At 64.1% G+C, this 19653-nt stretch carries 18 protein-coding genes and 1 pseudogene (1 of these 19 only partly in view); 9 read left to right on the top strand and 10 right to left on the bottom strand.

Annotated elements, in window-relative coordinates; all coding sequences use genetic code 11:
* The first annotated feature begins 39 nt into the window (after nucleotides 1-39).
* A complete protein-coding gene (locus GEV06_03805) occupies nucleotides 40-1146 on the top strand; it encodes a hypothetical protein (protein MPZ17028.1) in 1107 nt (368 codons plus the stop codon).
* 59 nt (nucleotides 1147-1205) lie between these two features.
* Here the strand turns inward: GEV06_03805 and GEV06_03800 are convergent, their stop codons facing one another.
* From GEV06_03800 to nuoI, 4 genes are all read right to left on the bottom strand, one after another.
* Nucleotides 1206-1841 carry a methyltransferase domain-containing protein gene (locus GEV06_03800; GenBank protein ID MPZ17027.1) on the bottom strand — a complete coding sequence of 212 codons (636 nt, stop codon included), beginning with the start codon at nucleotides 1839-1841 and terminating at the stop codon, nucleotides 1206-1208.
* Between the two features lie 70 nt (nucleotides 1842-1911).
* Nucleotides 1912-2619, bottom strand: a complete 708-nt coding sequence (locus GEV06_03795; GenBank protein MPZ17026.1) for a methyltransferase domain-containing protein — start codon at nucleotides 2617-2619, stop codon at nucleotides 1912-1914.
* Nucleotides 2620-2688: 69 nt separating this feature from the next.
* Nucleotides 2689-4626, bottom strand: a complete 1938-nt coding sequence (locus GEV06_03790; protein MPZ17025.1) for a bifunctional homocysteine S-methyltransferase/methylenetetrahydrofolate reductase — start codon at nucleotides 4624-4626, stop codon at nucleotides 2689-2691.
* A gap of 11 nt (nucleotides 4627-4637) precedes the next feature.
* On the bottom strand, nucleotides 4638-5087 hold the full coding sequence (gene nuoI / locus GEV06_03785) for an NADH-quinone oxidoreductase subunit NuoI (GenBank protein MPZ17024.1): 450 nt from the start codon (nucleotides 5085-5087) through the stop codon (nucleotides 4638-4640).
* Between the two features lie 35 nt (nucleotides 5088-5122).
* On the opposite strand from nuoI, the gene GEV06_03780 reads away from it, so the two are divergent.
* From GEV06_03780 to GEV06_03765, 4 genes are read left to right on the top strand one after another with little or no spacing between them, the layout of a single operon-like run.
* Nucleotides 5123-6472 carry a sensor histidine kinase gene (locus GEV06_03780; GenBank protein MPZ17023.1) on the top strand — a complete coding sequence of 450 codons (1350 nt, stop codon included), beginning with the start codon at nucleotides 5123-5125 and terminating at the stop codon, nucleotides 6470-6472.
* A gap of 3 nt (nucleotides 6473-6475) precedes the next feature.
* Entirely contained in the window at nucleotides 6476-7258 is a 783-nt protein-coding gene (locus tag GEV06_03775) for a response regulator (GenBank protein MPZ17022.1), read from the top strand.
* Nucleotides 7153-8019, top strand: a complete 867-nt coding sequence (gene lepB, locus GEV06_03770; GenBank protein ID MPZ17021.1) for a signal peptidase I — start codon at nucleotides 7153-7155, stop codon at nucleotides 8017-8019. The genes GEV06_03775 and lepB overlap by 106 nt, the downstream gene beginning before the upstream one ends.
* Nucleotides 8020-8045: 26 nt before the next feature.
* Entirely contained in the window at nucleotides 8046-9335 is a 1290-nt protein-coding gene (locus GEV06_03765; GenBank protein MPZ17020.1) for a radical SAM protein, read from the top strand.
* 108 nt (nucleotides 9336-9443) lie between these two features.
* Here the strand turns inward: GEV06_03765 and GEV06_03760 are convergent, their stop codons facing one another.
* From GEV06_03760 to GEV06_03735, 6 genes are all read right to left on the bottom strand, one after another.
* A complete protein-coding gene (locus GEV06_03760; protein ID MPZ17019.1) occupies nucleotides 9444-10247 on the bottom strand; it encodes a methyltransferase domain-containing protein in 804 nt (267 codons plus the stop codon).
* Between the two features lie 24 nt (nucleotides 10248-10271).
* Nucleotides 10272-12359, bottom strand: coding sequence for a prolyl oligopeptidase family serine peptidase (locus GEV06_03755; GenBank protein ID MPZ17018.1), 2088 nt, complete (start codon nucleotides 12357-12359; stop codon nucleotides 10272-10274).
* A gap of 107 nt (nucleotides 12360-12466) precedes the next feature.
* Nucleotides 12467-12967: a ferritin gene (locus GEV06_03750; protein MPZ17017.1), complete on the bottom strand. Its 501-nt coding sequence runs from the start codon at nucleotides 12965-12967 to the stop codon at nucleotides 12467-12469.
* Between the two features lie 48 nt (nucleotides 12968-13015).
* A complete protein-coding gene (locus tag GEV06_03745; GenBank protein ID MPZ17016.1) occupies nucleotides 13016-15310 on the bottom strand; it encodes an AMP-binding protein in 2295 nt (764 codons plus the stop codon).
* 95 nt (nucleotides 15311-15405) lie between these two features.
* Nucleotides 15406-15822 carry a cyclic pyranopterin monophosphate synthase MoaC gene (moaC, locus tag GEV06_03740; protein ID MPZ17015.1) on the bottom strand — a complete coding sequence of 139 codons (417 nt, stop codon included), beginning with the start codon at nucleotides 15820-15822 and terminating at the stop codon, nucleotides 15406-15408.
* Between the two features lie 97 nt (nucleotides 15823-15919).
* Complete coding sequence (locus GEV06_03735; protein ID MPZ17014.1) at nucleotides 15920-16555, bottom strand: redox-sensing transcriptional repressor Rex; 636 nt, start codon at nucleotides 16553-16555, stop codon at nucleotides 15920-15922.
* On the opposite strand from GEV06_03735, the gene GEV06_03730 reads away from it, so the two are divergent.
* From GEV06_03730 to GEV06_03715, 4 genes and pseudogenes are all read left to right on the top strand, one after another.
* Nucleotides 16433-17248, top strand: a complete 816-nt coding sequence (locus tag GEV06_03730; protein MPZ17013.1) for a UpxY family transcription antiterminator — start codon at nucleotides 16433-16435, stop codon at nucleotides 17246-17248. The two genes, GEV06_03735 and GEV06_03730, sit on opposite strands and share 123 nt — an antisense overlap.
* Nucleotides 17249-17444: 196 nt before the next feature.
* A complete protein-coding gene (locus GEV06_03725; GenBank protein ID MPZ17012.1) occupies nucleotides 17445-17996 on the top strand; it encodes a hypothetical protein in 552 nt (183 codons plus the stop codon).
* A gap of 312 nt (nucleotides 17997-18308) precedes the next feature.
* Nucleotides 18309-18974: a hypothetical protein gene (locus GEV06_03720; protein MPZ17011.1), complete on the top strand. Its 666-nt coding sequence runs from the start codon at nucleotides 18309-18311 to the stop codon at nucleotides 18972-18974.
* Nucleotides 18943-19653 (top strand): annotated as a pseudogene (locus tag GEV06_03715) (hypothetical protein); it runs 627 nt beyond the window's last position. Before GEV06_03720 ends, GEV06_03715 begins: the two are co-directional and overlap by 32 nt.

Here is a 19653-nt window from a genome sequence, read left to right as displayed (position 1 = left end):
TCATCACGTCGTAGCCCCTCGTCCCGTATGTGCTAACGTGTGCCGGTGTCGGCGGTTGCGTTCTACATTTCCGGACACGGGCTCGGTCACGCCTCACGACAGATCGCCATCATCAATGCGCTGGGCCGCATCCGGCCCGATGTTCGCGTCGAGATACGGACGGCGGCTCCCGCATGGCTCGTCGAGCACACGCTACAAGTACCGGCGCAGCTCACGGTCCTCGAATGCGATACGGGTGCGATGCAGCGCGGCAGCCTCGCGCAGGACGGGTTGGCCACGCTCCGCGCGGCTGCGGCTTTTCACCAATCGCTCTCGAAGCTCGCCGACCAGGAGGCGCGGGAGCTCACGGCCAGCCGAGCCCGCCTCGTCGTCGGAGACGTGCCACCGCTGGCCTTCGCGGCGGCTGCGCGGGCGGGCGTGCCGTCGGTGGCAATTGCCAACTTCACCTGGGACTGGATCTACGAGGATTACGCCGCTGACTTCCCCGAGTACGCTGATCTACCCGCCGCGCTGCGCGAGACCTACTCCCCGGCGTCCGCCGCCTGGCGGCTACCGATGGCTGGCGGCTTCGACGGCTTCGCTCTCGTCGTCGATCTCCCTTGGATTGCACAGCGCTCACGACATGATCGCGTGGAGGCCCGCAAACGACTTGGCTTGCCTATCGAGCGCACCGCTGTGCTGCTCTATCTGGGCCACTATGGCGTGACGGGCTTGCAGCTCGCCCAGCACCGCGATGCGCCGTACACCCTCGTCGCGGCCGAGAACAGCGGTGTTCCGCAAGACGACTCGAGCGCTCATGTTCACTTCGTGCGCGAGGCGCATCTGCACGCGTGCGGGCTGGACTACCAGGATCTCGTCCGCGCCGTCGATGTGGTCGTGACGAAGCCAGGCTACGGAATCATCGCGGCCGCGGTTGCCAACAACACCGCCCTCCTCTACACGGACCGCGGCCGATTTCGCGAGTACGGCGTCCTGGTTGATCACATGCCGCGTGTGCTCCGATGCGCGCACATGGAGAACGACGTCGTCACCTCGCGCCGGTGGGATGACGAGGTTGCCCATGTGCTCGGTCTGCAGAGACCCCAGGAACGCCCGCTCGTCAACGGCGCAGAGGTCGCCGCAGGCATGATCGCCACGTTTTTGTAGAGAAACGGGGACAGCCCTCGTTTTTCGTATGTTGGAAAACGGAGGCTGTCCCCGTTTTCTCAGAATCGAATGTGGTGAACCCAGGCCGGCGGGACGTTGGCCCAGACCCAGTCGCGCCGAAACTCGCCCTCATTGAGCGTCCGCCGCAGGGTCCCGTCGATTGCGCGCAGCCGATCGCGTTCTCTCCGCGAGCTTACCCACGCCTTTGCCGAGCGCACCGCGATGTACTCGAAGAAGGAAAGCACGCCGCCCGGCTTGAGCAGCCGTCCAAATCCCTGGAGGATCTGATCGACCTCGGACGGAGCAAAGTTGTTCAACGGCAGGCCGGAAATAATCACATCGTAGCGCTCACCCACCAGATCCTCGACGCGACCATGAACAATGGCAATCCGGGTTGCCTTGGACCGTAACGTCCCGCGTTCGCTGAAGGTCGCTCGTAAGTACGCCACGAACGTCTCGTTGACCTCCACCAGACAGAGATCATCGTCGGCGCGCAGGCGCTCGACGAGCGTCGTGGTGACGGCACCGGTGCCTGGTCCGACCTCCAGGATCCGTTGCGGCGTGGGAGCCACGCCGACGTAGCGGCAGAGCGCAGAGGCGAGCGGGCGGCCGCTCGGCACCACCGCGCCGGTCGTGTGGCGCCGTCGAATGACCTGCCGGAGGAAGACGCCGTAGCCGGCCAGCTTGCGTGGCATGGTGATGAGAACGCCTCGGCGAGGCGCTGGGGTGGCCCGTCCCTACCTTTTTCGGTGAGGCGTCCCTACCTCAATGGTCCTCGACGCAGGTCACGAGAGACCAGATGCGCGGAACGTTGACCTTCTCGATCGAGCTCGGCGTCAGCTCCGCTTGCGCAAGGAACGCCGCCAGATCGAGATCTGCTCGAAAGCCGATGTGGACCGTGAGCGGCGACAAAATCCGCTCCACACGGGACAGGATGGGGTTACTGCTGAGGAAATGGTTCAGGAAGACGATGCGCCCACCGGGCCGACAGACACGGCGCATCTCGCGGGCGACGCGCACCGGATCCGGGACGACGCTAATGAGGTACGGCGCATAGACGATATCGAAGCGTCGATCGGCAAACCTCAGATCGGCAGCGTCCATTTGGAGGAGCCGGACGTGAGACATCCGCTCGCGAAAGACCCGCTCGCGTGCCTTCTCCAGCATCGAGCCAGAGAAGTCGATGCCCACCACGTCACCGTACCGCGGATAGAGCGAGAGGTTGCTGCCAGTACCGACGCCTACTTCCAGGATGGCGTCACCGGGCTTGATCCCCATGCGCTGGATGGCGCGAATGCGGCCAGGCTGGAGCGCGGGGCCGAAGGTCAGGTCGTACACCGAGGCGAGCTTCTCGTAGACGCCTTCGACGAACTCGTTTTCGACGACGGTGACTGAAAGCGCCCGCGTCGCCGCATCCGAGCTGGTCAAAACGTCATCGTCGCGACTGGCCCTCTCACGGGGAAACAACGTCATCACTTTTGTACTCCGTTCCGTGAGGACCAGGCTGTTCGCACCGGATCTCAAACTCTTGGGACGCAAGGACTATACAGTGCTGCGCACCTGCGAGCAACCTGCTGCGCCACGATGCGAGCGCCCTTCGACCAAGAGGCCGAGGGCGTGCTCGACCTGGTCGCGCGCTGGCGCGATCAGCACGCCTTGCGTGAGGGGTCGAAGCGCGTCGACGAGCTCGCGTGCAATCTCGAGCCCTGTCTCGACCTCCGAGCCCGCCGCCTCGGCAGCCGTCATGCGCTCGAGAACGCGCGCCGGCACATGCACGCCCGGCACCTCATGTGCAAGCTCTTCGGCATCCCGCACGCTCCCGAGCAGCTGAACCGTTGCAACGGCCGGCAGGCGCGGCCGACCGAGCCGCTCCATGAACGCAGTCAGATTCTCGACATCGAAGATTGGCTGCAGGACCAGGAACTCGGCACCCGCCTCGACCTTGTAGCGATAACGGCGGACTTCCTGTTCGAGCACGACGGCTGTGGGATTGGCGGTGACGCCAATATGGAAGCCGGTGGGGGGGCCGATGGGCTGGCCGCCGACGTCTTCTCCCTGATTGAGCCTCGCGACGGCATTGGTCAGCCCGATCGAGTCGACGTCGAAGACCAGGGTGGCATCGGGATAATCATGATGTCTGATGGGCTCGCCGGTGACGAGCAGGACGTTGCGCAGTCCCATCGCGTGCGCACCCAGGAGGTCCGCCTGAATGGCGGGCAAGCTGTGGTCCCGACAGGCGTATTGCAGCAGTGTCTCGATACCCGCCTGTTGCTCCACCAACAGCGCGGCGGCAATCGCGCTCATGCGCGCGACGCCGTTGCCATGCTCCGGTACGTAGACGAAGTCGGCGCCGCGGGCCTTCGCCGTGCGAGCCGCGTCCAAAAGGGCGGTACACGCATGGCCGCGAGGCGGCACCAGCTGAACGCCGACCACGAAGTCGCCACGCGCAAAGGCGGAGGCCACGCGTGACTTCTCGGCCCGTGGCACCGGTGTCACCGAGGGTCGAGCGGCCCTGCCGGAGGGCGCGCCTCCCGCCTTCGCGTGTCGCGCTTCCGCCTTCGCGCTTCGCGCTTCGGCGGACAAGTCGGCCGGCCTGACCGCCCGCGCTACCGAAGCATGGTGCACCGCCGCCCGAATCTGGCGCACGTGCTCAGGCGTCGTGCCGCAGCAGCCGCCCACGAGGCGCACGCCGCCCTGGACGAACCGGCTCGCGTAGGACGCCATGTACTCTGGCGAGCAGAGATAGATGTTGCGCCCCTCGATGTCGCGCGGCCTGCCGGCATTGGGCTGCGCGGCGAGCCGGCGCCCGGTCAGTGCCGCCATGCGCTCGATGGTGTCCAGCATGGCCGCGGGTCCTACGCCGCAGTTCACGCCGATGACGTCCGCGCCAAACGCCTCGAGCTGCGGTGTGAACTCCTCGGGGGGGACGCCGTCGTGGGTGCTGCCGTCCTCACCGGTTGTCAGCAGCGCCACGACCGGCGCTTGGGACACGCGACCGACCGCCCTGACGGCGGCGCCGAGCTCATTGACGTCCCGGAACGTCTCGAGGATGAACAGATCGACACCGCCCTCGGCGAGCGCCTCCGCCTGCTCGCGAAAGTACTCTTCCGCCTCGTCGAGCCCCGTCTTCCCCCACGGCTCCACGCGAATGCCGAGCGGTCCCACCGATCCGGCAACGAAGGTGGTCCCGTGCGCGGCGTGGCGTGCGAGCTGCGACGCGGCCACGTTGATCTCGCGCAGCCGCTCGACCAGGCCAAACGATGCCAGCTTGACACGGTTGGCGCCAAATGTGTTCGTCTCGATGAGGTCGACGCCCGCGCGGACGTACTCCTTGTGAACGTCCGCAACCAAGTCCGGACGCGTCAGGTTCAGCTCGTCGAAGCAACGATTGAGGAACACCCCGCGCGCGTAGAGCTCCGTGCCCATCGCGCCATCGCAGATGAGCACGCGCTCCTCGAGCGCTTCGCGGAAGCTCTGCATCGAGATCTCTGTTATCGGGCCGCGACAGGCATCTTTGGATCGTGCTCGGCAGGCGGGATCAGAAGGTCTTCTTTGTCCCAGATGAAGTCGTCTTTGCTGTAGACGGCGAGCTCGTAGTCCTTGCCCATGAAGATGGCGCCAACCGGGCAGGCCTCTTCGCAGTATCCGCAGAAGATGCAGCGCGTGTTGTGGATCTGATAAACCTTCGCGTACCGAGGTCCCGCCATGACGGTGCCATCGTTTTCGGCCGCCTCGAGGTAAATCGCATCCGCCGGACACGCGACGGCGCAGAGCCCGCAGGCGACACACTTCTCGAGGCCGTCCTCGTCGCGCATCAAGACCTGCTTGCCACGCCAGCGGGGGAACATTGGGACCTTCTGGTCAGGGTAGTTCACGCTCACTGGCTTCTTGAACATGTGCTTGAGCGTGGTCGCAAACCCGATGATGAAGGGGCGAATCATGCACGGTCCTCCGCCCAGCAGAATATCACGAGCCCATGTTAGACTCGCCTAGAGTGCCGCACGGGCCCACGTTTCTCTCGGCCAATCAGGTCCTGCTGACCACGCTGCTCGTCCAGCTCGCCGTTGTGGCCGTGGTCGCCACGATGCTGGTGCGATTCTGGCGGTTCCGTCGCATCCTCTTGTCCGAGCGGCGGCCGTGGTCCGACCGCCTGGTCTTTGCCGTCGCGCTGGGTGTGCCGCTGTCGCTCGGCGTCGTCTCGCGTCTCTTGCTTGGGTACAATGCGGCGGACGTGTCGCTGGCAGGCCCGTTTCTGGCCGGCCTCATCGCGGGCCCCTACGCTGGCGCGCTCGTGGGCGTCATGGTCGGCCTCCCTGCCTTCGCCGCGCATGAGATCATTGCGGTGCCGTTCGCCGTTGGTTGTGGCTTTGCCGGCGGTGGCTTGCGTGAGCTTTGTCCCAAAGAAGCGATCTGGCACTTTTCACCGTTCGTCTTCACGCGCGTGCTGCGGTACCTCTGGGCGGCGCTGCGCCGATTCGAGGTCGACTGGCAGATCGCCCTCATCGCCGCGCCGATCGGTCTGGAGCTGCTGCGCCAAGCCCTCGGGCGGCGCTTCGGCGAGGAGCGTCTCTTCTACCTGCCGGCGGATTCGCCATGGCTCCTGGTGCTGGTACTCGTGGGCACGATGCTCTCGGTCGCGATCCCCATCAAGATTTGGAACAATGCGCGGATCGAGCACAAGCTGGAGGAGCAGGAAAAGCTGCTGATGGCAGCGCGCATCCAGTCACTGACCAACCAGATCAACCCCCATTTCCTCTTCAACACGCTCGCCTCGATCTCGTCGTTGATTCGATCGCAGCCCGAAACCGCGCGGCTCCTGATCATTCGTCTCTCGATGTTGCTGCGCCGGCTGCTTCGCAGCCAGGATCACTTCGTCACGCTTCGCGACGAGCTGTCGGCCGTGGACGAATACCTCGATATCGAGTGCGTGCGCTTCGGCGCGAGCCTGCAGGTCGACAAGGACATCGCGCCGGACACGCTGGCGCAAGTCGTGCCGAGCATGATCCTCCAGCCCCTGGTCGAGAATTCCATCAAGCACGGGCTGGCGAACAAGATTGGCGGCGGGCGCGTGCTCATCCGGAGCAGTCGCTATCGAGGACAAACGGTCGTTGAAGTCATCGACAATGGGCTCGGGATGACGCGGGAGCAGATCGACAGCGCCCTCACGCGTGGCGGGCGTGGTATCGGCCTGCAAAACGTGAACGAGCGGTTGCACGTGATCTACGGTGCGCACTGCCGGCTCTCGATTCACAGTATCCCGGGTGAAGGCACGCTCCTGCGGCTCGAGATTCCAGAGGCCGTCTTGCCCGATCGCCGGAGCGCTTGAGCGATGAAGGTTCGCGCACTGGTCGTCGACGATGAGGAGCTCGCGCGTGAGGAGCTGTGCTTCCTCCTGCGTGGCCTGGATGACGTGGAGGTCGTCGGCCTCGCCTCCAATGGTCTCGAAGCGTTGGGCATGCTCCAAACGCTGGCGCCGGACGTCGTGTTCCTCGACGTCCAGATGCCGGGTATGAACGGCTTCGAAGTAGCTCGGCGCATCCTCCAGGGTGAGGCGCCGACCGAGATCGTCTTCGTCACGGCGTTCGACCAATACGCGCTCGACGCCTTCCAGGTGAACGCCGTGGACTACTTACTCAAGCCGGTCGATCTCGCGCGGCTCGAGCAGGCGGTCGGGCGCGCGAAGCGGCGTGTCGCGTCGGATCGAGGGTCGCCGGGGCTGGCGAACCAGGAGCTGGAACGGCTCGTCCAAATGGTGACGGGTCGACAGTCGCGCCCCAGCCCCCAGCTTGCCGTCCGTGTGGGCGAGCGTTTCGTGCTCACACAAGCCGACGAGGTCATTTACGCGTCGCTGGCCAACGAAGTGGTTACTATCGTAGCCAGCTCTCTCAGCGGAACGGCGAGCTGCCGTACGCTGGATGAGCTACAAGCTCAACTGGACCCAGATGTTTTCTGGCGCGTCCATCGCTCGTATCTGGTAAATATAAATAAGATTAAGGAGATCGTCCCCTGGTTCAGTCGGAATTTTATCCTGAGGATGAAAGACGCCAAGGCGACGGAGATTCCGGTCAGCCGCACGCAGACCAAACGGCTCCGGGAGTATCTGAAGCTGTAGCCGGAGATCCGGCGCCCGGCCCGCCGAGCGGGCAGGGCGTCGCGCTCGAGGCTCCACATGTGGCGGCGCGGACTCCTGACGCGGCGGTTGCCGACGTCCAGTCCGGTTGGGCGGTGCCCGCCCCGTTGCCCATCGAGCCCTCGTACAGCGGCGACATCCAACCTGGCGCGCTCCCCCCTGTCGCTGACGCGACGCAGACAGGGCGCGCTGCAGGCGCATCCATCGGCGCCTCCCAGTTCTGGAAGCGCTTTGCGGACGAGGTCTTCACCTGGTTCAAGACCCTCGCGTCAGCCGCCGTCTACGCCACGCTCATCGTCACCTTTGGATTGCAGGTGGCGCGGGTGGAAGGGCAAAGCATGGCGCCCACGCTGGCAGACCAGGATCGGCTCATTGTCAACAAACTGGTCTACCGCATGCACGATCCCGAGCCGGGTGACATCGTGATGCTCTGGTTTCCGCAGAACCCAGAAAAGTCGTTCGTCAAGCGCGTCATCGGCGGCCCGGGTGATGAGGTCCAGGTGGTCGACGGCCATGTCTTCGTCAACAAGGTGCCAGTCCGGGACGACTATGTGCCCCGAGAGTATCGAGGGCACGACGATTGGGGTCCCGAGCTGATTCCGGATGGCTACTACTTCGTGCTCGGCGACCATCGCAACAACAGCTCAGACAGCCGCCATTGGGGCTGGGTGCCAAAGAAGTATGTCATCGGGAAGGTGCAGTTGCGCTGGTGGCCGGTTGGGCATGCGCGGATCTTTGAGTGACGAGTCACTCGTCACTGACCACTGAAATGACGCTCGGCTCTCTCCCCGATCGGCTCCTGCGGCACGTGCGTCTCCGGTCGCGGCTCGTCGGTCACATCGACCGTGTCGACTCCGGCGCGATCGTTGGATGGGCTGCCGACCTAGGGCACGCGGGCCGCCGGCTGGTCGTCGAATGCTGCCACAATGGCCGAGTGCTCGTCTCGGGCGTTGCCAACGAGTTCCGTGAGGATCTCAGGGCTGCCGGCGTTGGCGATGGCGCACACGGATTCAATTGCAGCCTACCCGACAGCTGCGCAGACATTCGCGACCTTCACGTTCGCGTCCGCATCCAGAGCTCGGAGACATGGCTACGGCACCAGGATGGCTCCGAGGTCCCGGTCGACATGAGCGAGTTCCTCTGGTTCGTGGCTGCGGACGTCGTCAACAACTGCAATCTGCGCTGCCCCTTCTGCGTTGTGGACTACAGCGCCGTCACGAAGACGGAGCTGATGACCGAGGAGACATACCGCGCCGTGCTGCGGTTGATCCGGTGCGTGCCCGATGGGCAGTTCTTTCTCTCGTGCCTGCACGAGCCCACGCTGCACCCGAGACTGAGCCAGTTTCTCGAGCTCGTTCCCGACGACGCGCGTAAGAAGGTGTTCTTCACGACGAATCTGGCGAGACCACTCGGAGAGGCCGATTTCAGATCCTGGGCGCGATCCGGGCTCCACCACATCAACGTCTCGCTCGATACGCTCGACGCCGAGCGCTTCGCCGTGCTACGCAAGTTCGGGCGCATCGAGGTCTTCAAGAAGAATCTCGATCTGATGACGTCGGTGTTTCGGCAGACGCCTGGTGCGCCGCCGCTGCGCTACATCACCATGGCGTTCAAATCGAACGTCGACGAGCTTCCGGAAATCGTTCGGCACTCGCGCGAGCATTGGCTGGCGAGCGAGAACGAGATTCGCTATACGTTCAACGTCGCGCACATCACCGACGACTTTCGCCGCCGAGAATATCTGCACAAGGACGACTGGGATCTGCTCACGGATCGGCTCCACCGAACTGGTTACCCGGTGCTCATCTCGTATCCGCCCGAGGAGGACTACGAGGAGAAAACGCTGCCCTCGCAGAACTATTACGAGTTCCAGGGCCCAACGGGCGATCCAGCCTATCTGCGGCTCCTGAGGCCGCTCGGTCTCCGCGTGCGCCCCGACGGCACCGTGTTCGTCGGGGGCGCGGAGGACGCGCTGCGGGTCAACATCAACGCCCTGGATGATCCGGTCCCCTTCTTTCGCGCCCTGTCGAGACAGTGTCAGCCCCGGCGCCCGACCTGAGCAGTATGTGGCGAGAGGTTCTGTAGCGCAGGCCTTTAGGCCTGCCATCAGCAGGTCGGCCGTACCACGGCAGGCCTAAAGGCCTGCGCTACGGCTGTCGTTTGCACGTCATAGCACCCGTAGCAGCGTGTGGAACTCGTCTGAGAAGGGATAGCTCACTGGACCTTCGACGATCTCGATCGGGCGGACGTGTCGCGCGAACCAGCGGATCAGCATGACGATGTCGGCCGGCTGGAAGACGTGGAAATGGATGCTGTAGTCGATCCGTTCCAGCCGCCTCGCTTCATCGATCGCAGCCTGTCCCTGCTTCGAGAGGACAGTGATGACGAAGTCCAGGAAGTGCTCGGCGTCCCTCTCTCGAGACGGCTCCCGGTAGTCCCGGATCATGTGCTCGAGCGGTGTGCGCTCCCGAAAGCGATCGAAGGTCGCCCGCTTGTCCGGCAGGATCAAGTAGACCAACCCGCCGGGGCGCACCACACGGCACCAGGCCGCGAGCGCCCCGAGGGGATCGCGCATGTGCTCGAGGAGGTGGGCGGCAATCAGGAAGTCTTCGGACGCGTCCGGCAGCGTGCCGAGGGTATGGGCATCGTCAACGATGTCTGGCGCGGTGAAGGGAAACAAATGGAGCTCGTGGTACTCCGCCCGTAACTCGGAGAGATCGTGGCGGTCCACATAGCGCACCGTCATCCCTGGGTGCGTCTGAAGCGGCCTGGAAAGCGCACCAATCTCGATCCCCGATCCGCTGAGCCGACGTGAGAAGTGTGCGCGCCAGTCCTTCGGCCGCCGTGACACCAAGCTCCTGTCGCCGAGCTGCGCCCCCGCCAATTTCAGCTTCCAGGGCGCATTGCGAACACGCTTCTTCCATCGCTTCCAGTCCGTGAGAAATAGGTCGATTCCCAACCAAATGCGCACTCGAGCGTCTCCCCGGCGGTGCCGCTACCTGTCGCTCGTGCCGTTTGTGGTTTCCTCCTTCTCCTTCTCTTCCCCGCCTGGCGCCTTTTCCCATGTGTACTCGCGCTTGGTCACGTGCTGTTCGAACCAGGCGAGCTCGACGTTCATCTTGAAGAGCTCGTGGCGCAGCTCCGCCCAGCCGTGCGGTTCACGAGGCGCCATGTAGAGATGCGTGGGCACGCCATTCGCTCTGAGCGCGCGATGCATCTCGACCGACTGGGGCGGCGGCACACGCACGTCGCGCTCGCCGACCAAGAAGATGGTTGGTGTCTTGACGTTCGCGACATCTTTGAGCGGCGAGTTGTCCCAGTAGGCCTGGATGGGCGCCTCCTTCTCCCACGGCGTGCCGCCGAACCAGGGCGTACGATACGAGCGGACATCGCTCTGGCCATACATCGAGACCCAGTTGGACGCGCCCGCTCCCGACGCGGCCGCCTTGAAGCGGTTCGTGAAGGTGATGAGCTTGTTCGTCATGTGGCCGCCAGCGCTCCACCCCATCGCGGCGAGCCGGTCTGGATCGGCCAGCCCCATCTCGATCACGGCATCGACGCCGGCGAGCACGTCCAGGTGGGCGTTCTGAAAGTAGTGGCCCACCATGTCCCGCAGGAACTCATCACCATAGCCCGTGCTGCCGCGATAGTTCGGCTTGAGCACGGCATACCCTTTCGCCGTCAACACCTGCACATAGCTGCTCCAGCCGCCGAAGCCGAACTTGTCGGAGGCATGGGGCCCGCCGTGCGTCTGCACGATCAGAGGATGGCGCGCGCCCGGCTGATGGTCGAGCGGATAGTACAGCAACCCTTCAACCATCTGCCCGTCAGCGCCCTTCCATTCGATCCGGACCTGCTTGGGCAGCTTGAATGTCTGCGTCAGGTCGTCGAAGAGATGCGTCACGCGCTGCGGCGCCGTGCTGCCCTCGCCGAGCGTCCAGATCTCCCCCGGATTGGTCGACTCGTCTTCGATGAACAGGTGGCGGTCAAGCTCCGGCAGGTAGTGCCAGCCGCTCAGCGCATGCTCGCCGTCGGTCAATTGCTCCGGTGTGCCGCCATCGGTCTCGAGCCGAAACAGCTCCGAGTGCAGGCCCATGTTCGCGCTGAAGTAGATGGCGCTGCCATCCTTCGACCAGGTTGCACGCTGCACCTCGTAGCGCAGGTCGGCAGTGAGGATGCGTGGCGCGCCGCCGGCGGCGGGCACGACGAAGATGTTGTGGTTATAGGGTGATTCGAGTTGCGCGTCGGCACCGGCGAGGAAGAGGATCTGGCTATTGTCCGGCGACAGCGTGGCATTGCTCTCGATGGCGCTATTCTTCGTCATTTGGGTCGCGTCGCTGCCATCGGCGTCCATCACCCAGATCTCCCGTCGCTCGTTATCGCCGATGAGCGGGCTCGGACCTCGGTGACACACGATCCGGGTGCCGTCGCGCGACAGCTCGTAGGCGAGGATCGAGAAGTCTCCCTGGGTGATCCGCGCCTCCTTCTGTGCCGCGACGTCGATGTTCCACAGATGCGCTTGCCTGTAATCCTCGTCGAACGCGTAGACGTCGTCCTTTAGCTTTTCGCGCGCCTTCAAATCGTTAGATTTCGGATCCTCCGCGATGAAGTACAGGCTCTTGCCGTCCGGCGCCCAGGCCACGGCCGACACCGATGTCTCGTGCGACGTCAACCGACGTGCTTCTCCCCCGTCGTTCCGGATCAACCAAATCTGCGACTGGGCGTCCTCCTCCTCCTTCTCTTCTCCCTCCCCCTCGCCTCGTTTGGCGATAAACGCTGTCGTCTTCCCATCTGGAGACCAGCGAGGGTGCCCCTCGCCCTGTGCGCCGTTTGTCAGCTGCCGCAGATTCGAGCCGTCCGCGCTGGCACGCCATACGTGGTCGATGCGCTTGTTGGCCTTCCAATCGGCCTCGCTCTTGACGAACAGTATCTCTTGGCCGTCCGGCGATAACTGCGGGTCGCTGATGCGTGGCATGTTCAGCAGATCCACCATCGTCATCGGCCGTGGGCTCTGCGCTCTTGCCGGCCACGCGACAAGCAGTGCAATCAGGACAACGCCACGAGCCACACTGCGCCTCGTCATACTCTCAGCTCCCTTTGCGGCCGCCTCGGCGAGGCGGCCCTACCATCGTCTCTGGTAGGGCGCGTTCGCCGAACGCGCCGTCTTGCGGCCACCTCGGCGGGGCGGCCCTACCTCGCTTGTGCCACTCGCGCTGCGAGCTCTCGATCGACTTCGAGCAACGCCGCAGGATCCGATCCGGCCAGATCCAACTTGGCCACGATGTCGCGCGCCATCTTTTCTTCCTCGACTTGCTCGGTGAGAAACCACTGGAGCTCGACGACGGAGGCAAAATCTCTGTTGGTGTGTGCCAGCTCGTAGAGCGTGTCGATCTGGCGGCTGACCTCTTCCTCTTGCTCGAGCGCGCCCTTGAATACCTCACCGAGGCTCTTGGCCTTCGTGTGGTTCGGCGCATCGATGTTCGTCAACATGACGCGGCCGTTCCTGGCAATCACGAAGTCGAAGAGCCGCAGCGCGTGTCCACGCTCCTCGTCACTCTGGATGCGAAGCCACGTGGCGGCCCCGGGAAAGTTCAACTGCTCACATGCCGCCGCCATCGCCAGATAGGAGTGGGATGCCCACAGCTCGTTGTTGATCTGCTGATTGATTGCGTCGATGACGGTCTGAACCATGCTCTTTGCCTCCTGGAAAATTGTCTTCAGCGCGCTCGCTTCACACGCTCAGTTAGACGGCTTCGGCGTGTACGCACTATCCCTGTATAACGCGTCGATGACATTTTGCCAACGGGCAACGACGATACTGCGTCTCACTTTCAATGTTGGCGTGAGCTCACCACCTTCGACGGTGAACTCGGTTGGGAGCAACGCTAGCCGTTTGACGCGCTCGTACTGTGCGAGATCACCATTCACACCGTCGACGATTTCCTGATAGATCGCCTGCGTTTCTGGGCGCTCGCACGTGGCGTCACGACTCAGCGCGGGCAGACCGGCGGCGGCCAGGCGTGGCGCGAGCACGGCAAAGTCCGGCACGATGAGCGCGGCGATGAACTGTCGCCCATCGCCGATGAGCATGGCTTCTGCAATGAGCGGGTGTCGCTTGAGCAAGTCTTCGATGGGCTGCGGCGCCACATGCTTGCCACCGGAGGTGATCAGCAGATCCTTCTTGCGATCGGTAATCGTGAGATAGCCATCCTCGCTCACCGTCCCGATATCTCCCGTGTACAACCAGCCGTCACGTAGCACATCGCTGGTCGACTCCGGCTGCTTGTAGTAGCCCAGCATGACGTTTGGACCGCGCGCGAGGATCTCGCCGTCTTCGGCCGTGGTGAGCTCGACGCCGGGCACGGCACAACCAACCGTGCCGAGGCGTGGCGCGTCGAGCGGGTTCACCGAGAGCACCGGCGCCGTTTCCGTCAGACCGTAGCCTTCAATCAGGCGCAGGCCGACCGCGTGAAAGAAGGCGCAGACCTCGCGGGACAGCGGTGCGCTCCCAGAGACGAGCACACGGGCGCGGTCCGTCCCGGTGCGCGATCGGATCTTGGCCAACACCAACCGGTCGGCGATGCCGTGGCGCAGCCGTAGCGGCAGCGGCGGCCGCTGCCTGCGCTCCAGGCGCACGCGCGCCAGCGCGTACCCGCATGCCAGTGCCCAGTCGAACAACTTCTGCCGCGGTGCCGAAGCGGCGGCCCTGGTCTCCATCACGCGCGCGTACAGCTTTTCGAACACGCGCGGCACGCCGGTCATGACCGTCGGCCGCGTTCGCTTCAGGTCGCGGGCCAGCGTGTCTAGCGACTCCGCAAACACGATCTTCACGCCCTCGTAGAGGTAGATGTAGGCAATCGTGCGCTCGAAGGCGTGGCTGAGGGGAAGGAACGAGAGCGCGGTGTCGGCCGGCGAGCATCCCAGGATGCGACCGCAGGACACGACGTTGGACACGACATTGTGGTGGCTGAGCATGACACCCTTTGGCTCACCTGTCGTGCCCGACGTGTAGATGATCGTGGCGAGATCATCGGGCTGCACGGCATCGGTGCGGCGCTCGAGCTCGATGCGACGATCGGCGGTCGAGGCGAGCAGCTCGTGTCCTCGCGTCACCAGATCGGCCAATGTGATCAGGGACCCCGTCACGGCAGCGGGTCCCGCGGCGCCCGTGCCCGCGGGATCGTCGAGGTCGAATATCACCACGCCTTCGAGGTCCGGCAAGAGGTGGCGCACGCTCTGCACCTTGGCCGCTTGCGCGAGATCCGACGCGAACACGAAGCGCGACTGGCTGTGCTCGAGGATGTATCGCGTTTGCGCGGGGGCGAGAGTCGGATAGACCGGGACCGTGACGGCGCCAATCGACAACGTGGCAAGGTCGGCCAACAGCCATTCGGGCCGGCTGGGTGCGAGGATCGCGACGCGATCGCCCGGCTGAACACCGCGCGCGATCAAGGCGATCGCCAAGTCCTGCACGCGGTCGGAAAACTCCGTCGTGGAGAATGTGTCGTCGCGCGCCTCGCGGCAGCGGCCGATGAAGACGTCCCGCTGGAAGTATGTCCGGACATACCGTGGAACGTCGGCAAGGGTGCGGATCTTCGCAGGGTCGGGTGCAGCAAATGGTGACGTCGTGACGGTTCTGGGCGCGGCCATATTCCGTCTGTCCCAGGCGATTTCGTGAACGTTGCAAAACTGCGCGTCAGCCGCGCGTGAGGACCGCGCTGAGGATCGCGACAAGCGTCGTGAGAAGGATCCCGACAATCCAGATGAAGTGCCGCGACATCTTGTCGTGGAGACCGTCGTGGAGACCGTCCATTCGCTGTTCCACACGGTCCATGCGTTGGTCCAGCCGCTGGCCCAGATGTCGAATGTCCGCTCGGATGTCCAGAAACGTTTGTGACTGTTCGACCATCTGCCCCTCGATGTGAGCGACCCGTTCCTGCTGCGTACCCATCCCGCGCCTCCCGTAGCATAGCGTCGTCTGGGGGAATTCTCAAACGCGCATCGCACGGTATCGCAGGATTCGTGCCAGCCCATTGTCGCGGAGAACAGCCAAGAAGCCCTGTCTAAGACGCAGCGATTGCAGCGATCAACCGCTGAGACCGTTGCCGATTCTGCCAACAGGAATCCGGCTACGCGTCCTTCGTGCCGCCACGTTTCTCGACGAGTCGGATGTCGCCAATCACCATCTCACGATCGACCGCCTTGACCATGTCGTAGATTGTGAGCGCCGTAACGGCGACGGCTGTCAGGGCCTCCATTTCCACGCCGGTTTGCGCGGTGGTACGCGCCGTCGCCTGGATCTCATACCCGTCCCGGCGTGCACGCAGCTCCACGGCTGCGTGCGTCAGCGGCAGCGGGTGGCACAGCGGAATCAGATCAGCTGTTTGCTTGGCCGCCATCACGCCCGCCACACGTGCCACTTGAAGAGGATCTCCCTTTGCGATGCGGCCGCTCCGGACGAGTCGCAGCGCCTCTGGGCTCAGTCGGATGTGCCCGCGCGCCACCGCCTCACGCACTGTGACGCGCTTCTCGGTCACATCGACCATCCGCACACGCCCAGTAGCATCTACGTGCGACAGGCTGCCGGCCGGTCTTCTCTTGTTAAGTCGCTTGCGCTTCAAGCAGTCATCCCTTCCCCGATTCCTACTCTTCTCTTCCTTGTGCGAGGTAGAAGGACAGGCTTTCGAGTGACACCGTCAGGTCCACATTCTTGAGCTTCACGCCACGCGGCGCTCGAATCGGCGCCGGTGAGAAATTGAGAATGGCCTTGATGCCAGCCGTGATTGCGAGATCGACGACCGCTTGCGCGGCGGCGGCAGGGACCGCGTTGACGGCAATCTCGACGTGCTCTCGCTGCGCGACGCGCTCCAGGTCACGCAGGGATCGAATCGGAACGCCCGATTTCGAGTACCCTCCGATCTTCTCACGCATGATGTCGAAGAGCGCGACGATGTCGAAGCCGTCGTCGCGGAAGCCTGCGTAATCGGCCAGGGCGAGCCCAAGGTTGCCGGCGCCCAGGATGACGACCTTGATTGCGCGATCCAATCCCAGGATCTCGCGCAGGTGGCGTTTGAGGTCCTTGACGTAATAGCCGACGCCGCGGATCCCAAACTCGCCAAAGTATGCAAGATCCTTCCGGATCTGTGCGGCGTTCAGATGAAATTGTTCCGCGAGCGCCAACGAGGAGACCGTCTTGACGCCCGAGATCTCCAACGCCTCCAAACACCGCAGATAGATGGAGAGCCGCGCGGTAGTGAGCTCCGAGATCTGATCGGTCACCGGTCGCGTGTGCGGTCGCTTGGCCACGAGCGATTCATTCTATCGGCAAGGTGGGAAAAAGGGGACAGGCCCGTTTTCCGGGAACTAACGCCGTCGAAACGGGGCCTGTCCCTTTTCCCGGCGGGCATGTTCCCGGCGGGCATTGCAGCCTGGTTCAGGGAGGACTACACTGTGACCCTCACCATGTCGGATACTCCTACTCCGCTCTCGCGCTGGTACGCGCTATGGACGCGGTCTCGTCACGAGAAGGTGGTGCGTGACCGGCTGGCCGAGAAGGACGTCGAGGTCTTCCTCCCCACGATCATGCGGTGGAGCCGTTGGAGGGACCGCAAGAAGGAGATCGATTGGCCCCTGTTTCCAGGCTACTGCTTCGCCAGGTTCGACGCGGACGATCGCCTGCGGATCCTCAAATGTGACGGTGTGGTGACCATCGTCGGCGTGCACGGCGCGCCCTCTCCGATTCCCGACGGGGAGATTGATGGCGTGCGCCAGCTCGTCGAAAGCGAGCTCTTGTACGATCCCTGTCCCCTGATCAAGGAGGGGACAAAGGTCGTCGTGGCCTACGGTCCGTTGAAGGGCGTTGTCGGGCGGTTGATCCGGAAGGGCTCGCACGCGCGGCTCCTGATTGCCGTGGACCTCATCGGGCACGGCGCCAGTGTTCAAGTGGACGCCGCGGATGTGAGAGTGCTGTGAGGAATCTCGCGGCGACGCCGCCGACTCGTTACGTTTTCCTTGCCTAATTTTCGCGCTCGAGCTTGACAGGCCTGGCCGGCGGCGAGATCCTAGGGACGGTTTTTATCCATGGCTTCTCCGGTACGGTATCTTGCCGGCTCAGCCATTGGCGAGTCTTAGAAGTCGACTGCGACATGGCAGATGTTAGGAGTTCACCATGAAGCGATTTGTATCCCGCGCCTTGATCGTCGCAATGGTGCTTGCCTATCAGCCGCTTCCCGTGGCGGCGGCGCCCGCATGGGGCACCGACGCCGGGAGGATTTCCGGCACAGCGGTCCTGAACAGTCAACCGGCGCCCAACGCGGCCGCGCGCCTACGGAGCCTCATGACCGGCCAGCTCGTCGGCACGACCGCGTCCGACTGGCAGGGCGGGTTCGATTTCCAAGGCCTTTCGGCGGGCAGCTACATCGTCGAGCTGGTAGGTGCTGATGGCCGTGTGCTCGGCACGAGCGCACCCGTGATGTTGTCCCCAACCTCGATGGCCGTCGGCAATGTGGCGGTGACCGCGATGGCACCGTTGCCGAGCGGCGTGGGTCAGACCCCCGAAAGCACGCAAGCACCACAAGATCCCGAGCCGGCCGCTGGCGCTCCGGTCGGGGGGCGTAACAAAGCCCTCCTGTGGGCCGTCCTCGGCGCGGCGGCAGCGGCGGCAATCGTGGTGGCCATCGTCGTCGCAGACGATGACGATGACGTGAGCCCCTCGACCTAGCGCAGATCGCCCGCTCTCCCATCCCGGCTCTTCACGGCCGGTCCGGCACACCGGACCGGCCGTTTTGTTGTGTGTTCGGGCTAAGTCAATGTTGAGTTTACGCTTCCACTGTTTGCTTAAGAGCAGTTCTGCGCTAAGATGCCCTCCACAACGTCCGGGCCCCGCTCCGCTCCAGGAACCCCGTAGGAGTTGGACGTGTCCCCGCTAGCCCTCCGGTTCCCTACTGGAGGGGGCTTACAGTCTCCACCCCACGACTGTAAGTCAGGGGGCGAAGCTTTCTCTCGCGTTCGTTTTTGTGCCTTGCGAGGTCGCATGGCCGGACGTCTCCTCGCGATTGTCCTGGTCGGTAGCACTCCCCTGGTTGGCTGTCAGAACAGTCCACCTCCGCGCGAAGCGCGGTTCCGCGTCGAACAAGCCGGTATTGCCGCTCAGTACGACGAGAGCACGGGACGACTGCGCCGGCTCGAAGTGGATCTCGACAAAGACGGTCGGGTGGACACCTGGACGTACATGGATGGCGAGCAGGTCGAGCGCATCGAGAGCGACACCGATGGCGACGGCACGCTCGATCGTTGGGAGTACTACACGGCCGGCAATGTGCTCGAGAAAGTGGGCTCGTCTCGCGCCGAAGATGGCGTGGTCGACACGTGGACGTATCGAGACGCGAACGGCGGCGTCAGCCGCCGAGACCTTTCGACTACGCGCGATGGGACGGCCGACCGGATGGAGTTCTACGAGAACGGGCGGCTGACGCGTGTCGAATCGGACAGCGATGGTGACGGGCGAGTCGACAAGTGGGAAACGTTCGATCCACCCTCCGACGAAGGGCAATCGCCCCTGCTGCGAAGCGTCGCGTTCGACCCAGATGAGCACGGCCGTCCGCGGCGCCGGATTCAGTACAACGCCGACGGAAGCTTCGATCGTCTCGAGGTGGATCAGGATGGGAATGGCGTTTTCGCGCCGCCGGCAACTCCGTAGGCTCAGGTACGGCGCGCTCGTCGCGTCGCCAGTGATGATGATGCTCGTTGCTCCCGTCGTGCATGCGCAGGAGGACGAGGATCCGGTTGCCAGCGCGCCCGTACGTCTCGGCCCCGTGGGGCTCGCCCCAACGATTGCCATTACGAACCTCGGCGTCGACACGAACGTCTTCCACCAAGCATCGGAGTCCGATTCGGACTTCACAGCCACGCTGAGCCCGGAGACGGACCTGTGGCTGCGCACCGCCGATGGTCTCTTGAGCGTGAACGGGAGACTCGACTTCGTGTACTTCGGGCAATTCAAGTCCGAGCGATCCGTCAACGGCTTCGGCCGAGCGCAATATGAGTATGCCTTCAACAAGCTCAGGCCGTTTGCCTCGGTCACCGTGCTCAACACTCGGGCCCGGCCCGGTTATGAGATCGACGCGCGGGCCCGACGGCTCGAGAGCACGGTCACGGCCGGCGTCGAGCTTCGCGCGCTCAGCAGGACCAGCGTGGAGCTGGCCGCACGCCGACGCACCGTCGACTTCGCTGGTGACGCCGTATTCATGGGGACGCGGCTCGAGGAGCAATTGAATCGCCGTGTCGAAGGCGTTGACCTCACGATTCGGCAGCGGCTTACCCCGCTGACGACAGCGGTCCTGCGTGCCTCGGGCGAACGTCAGCGATTCGATATCAGT

Origin of the sequence: Luteitalea sp., from assembly GCA_009377605.1 — a bacterium.
Lineage (GTDB): Bacteria > Acidobacteriota > Vicinamibacteria > Vicinamibacterales > Vicinamibacteraceae > WHTT01.
Note: the sequence above shows the minus strand (reverse complement) of the source record. Positions and strands in the feature narration are given on the sequence as shown.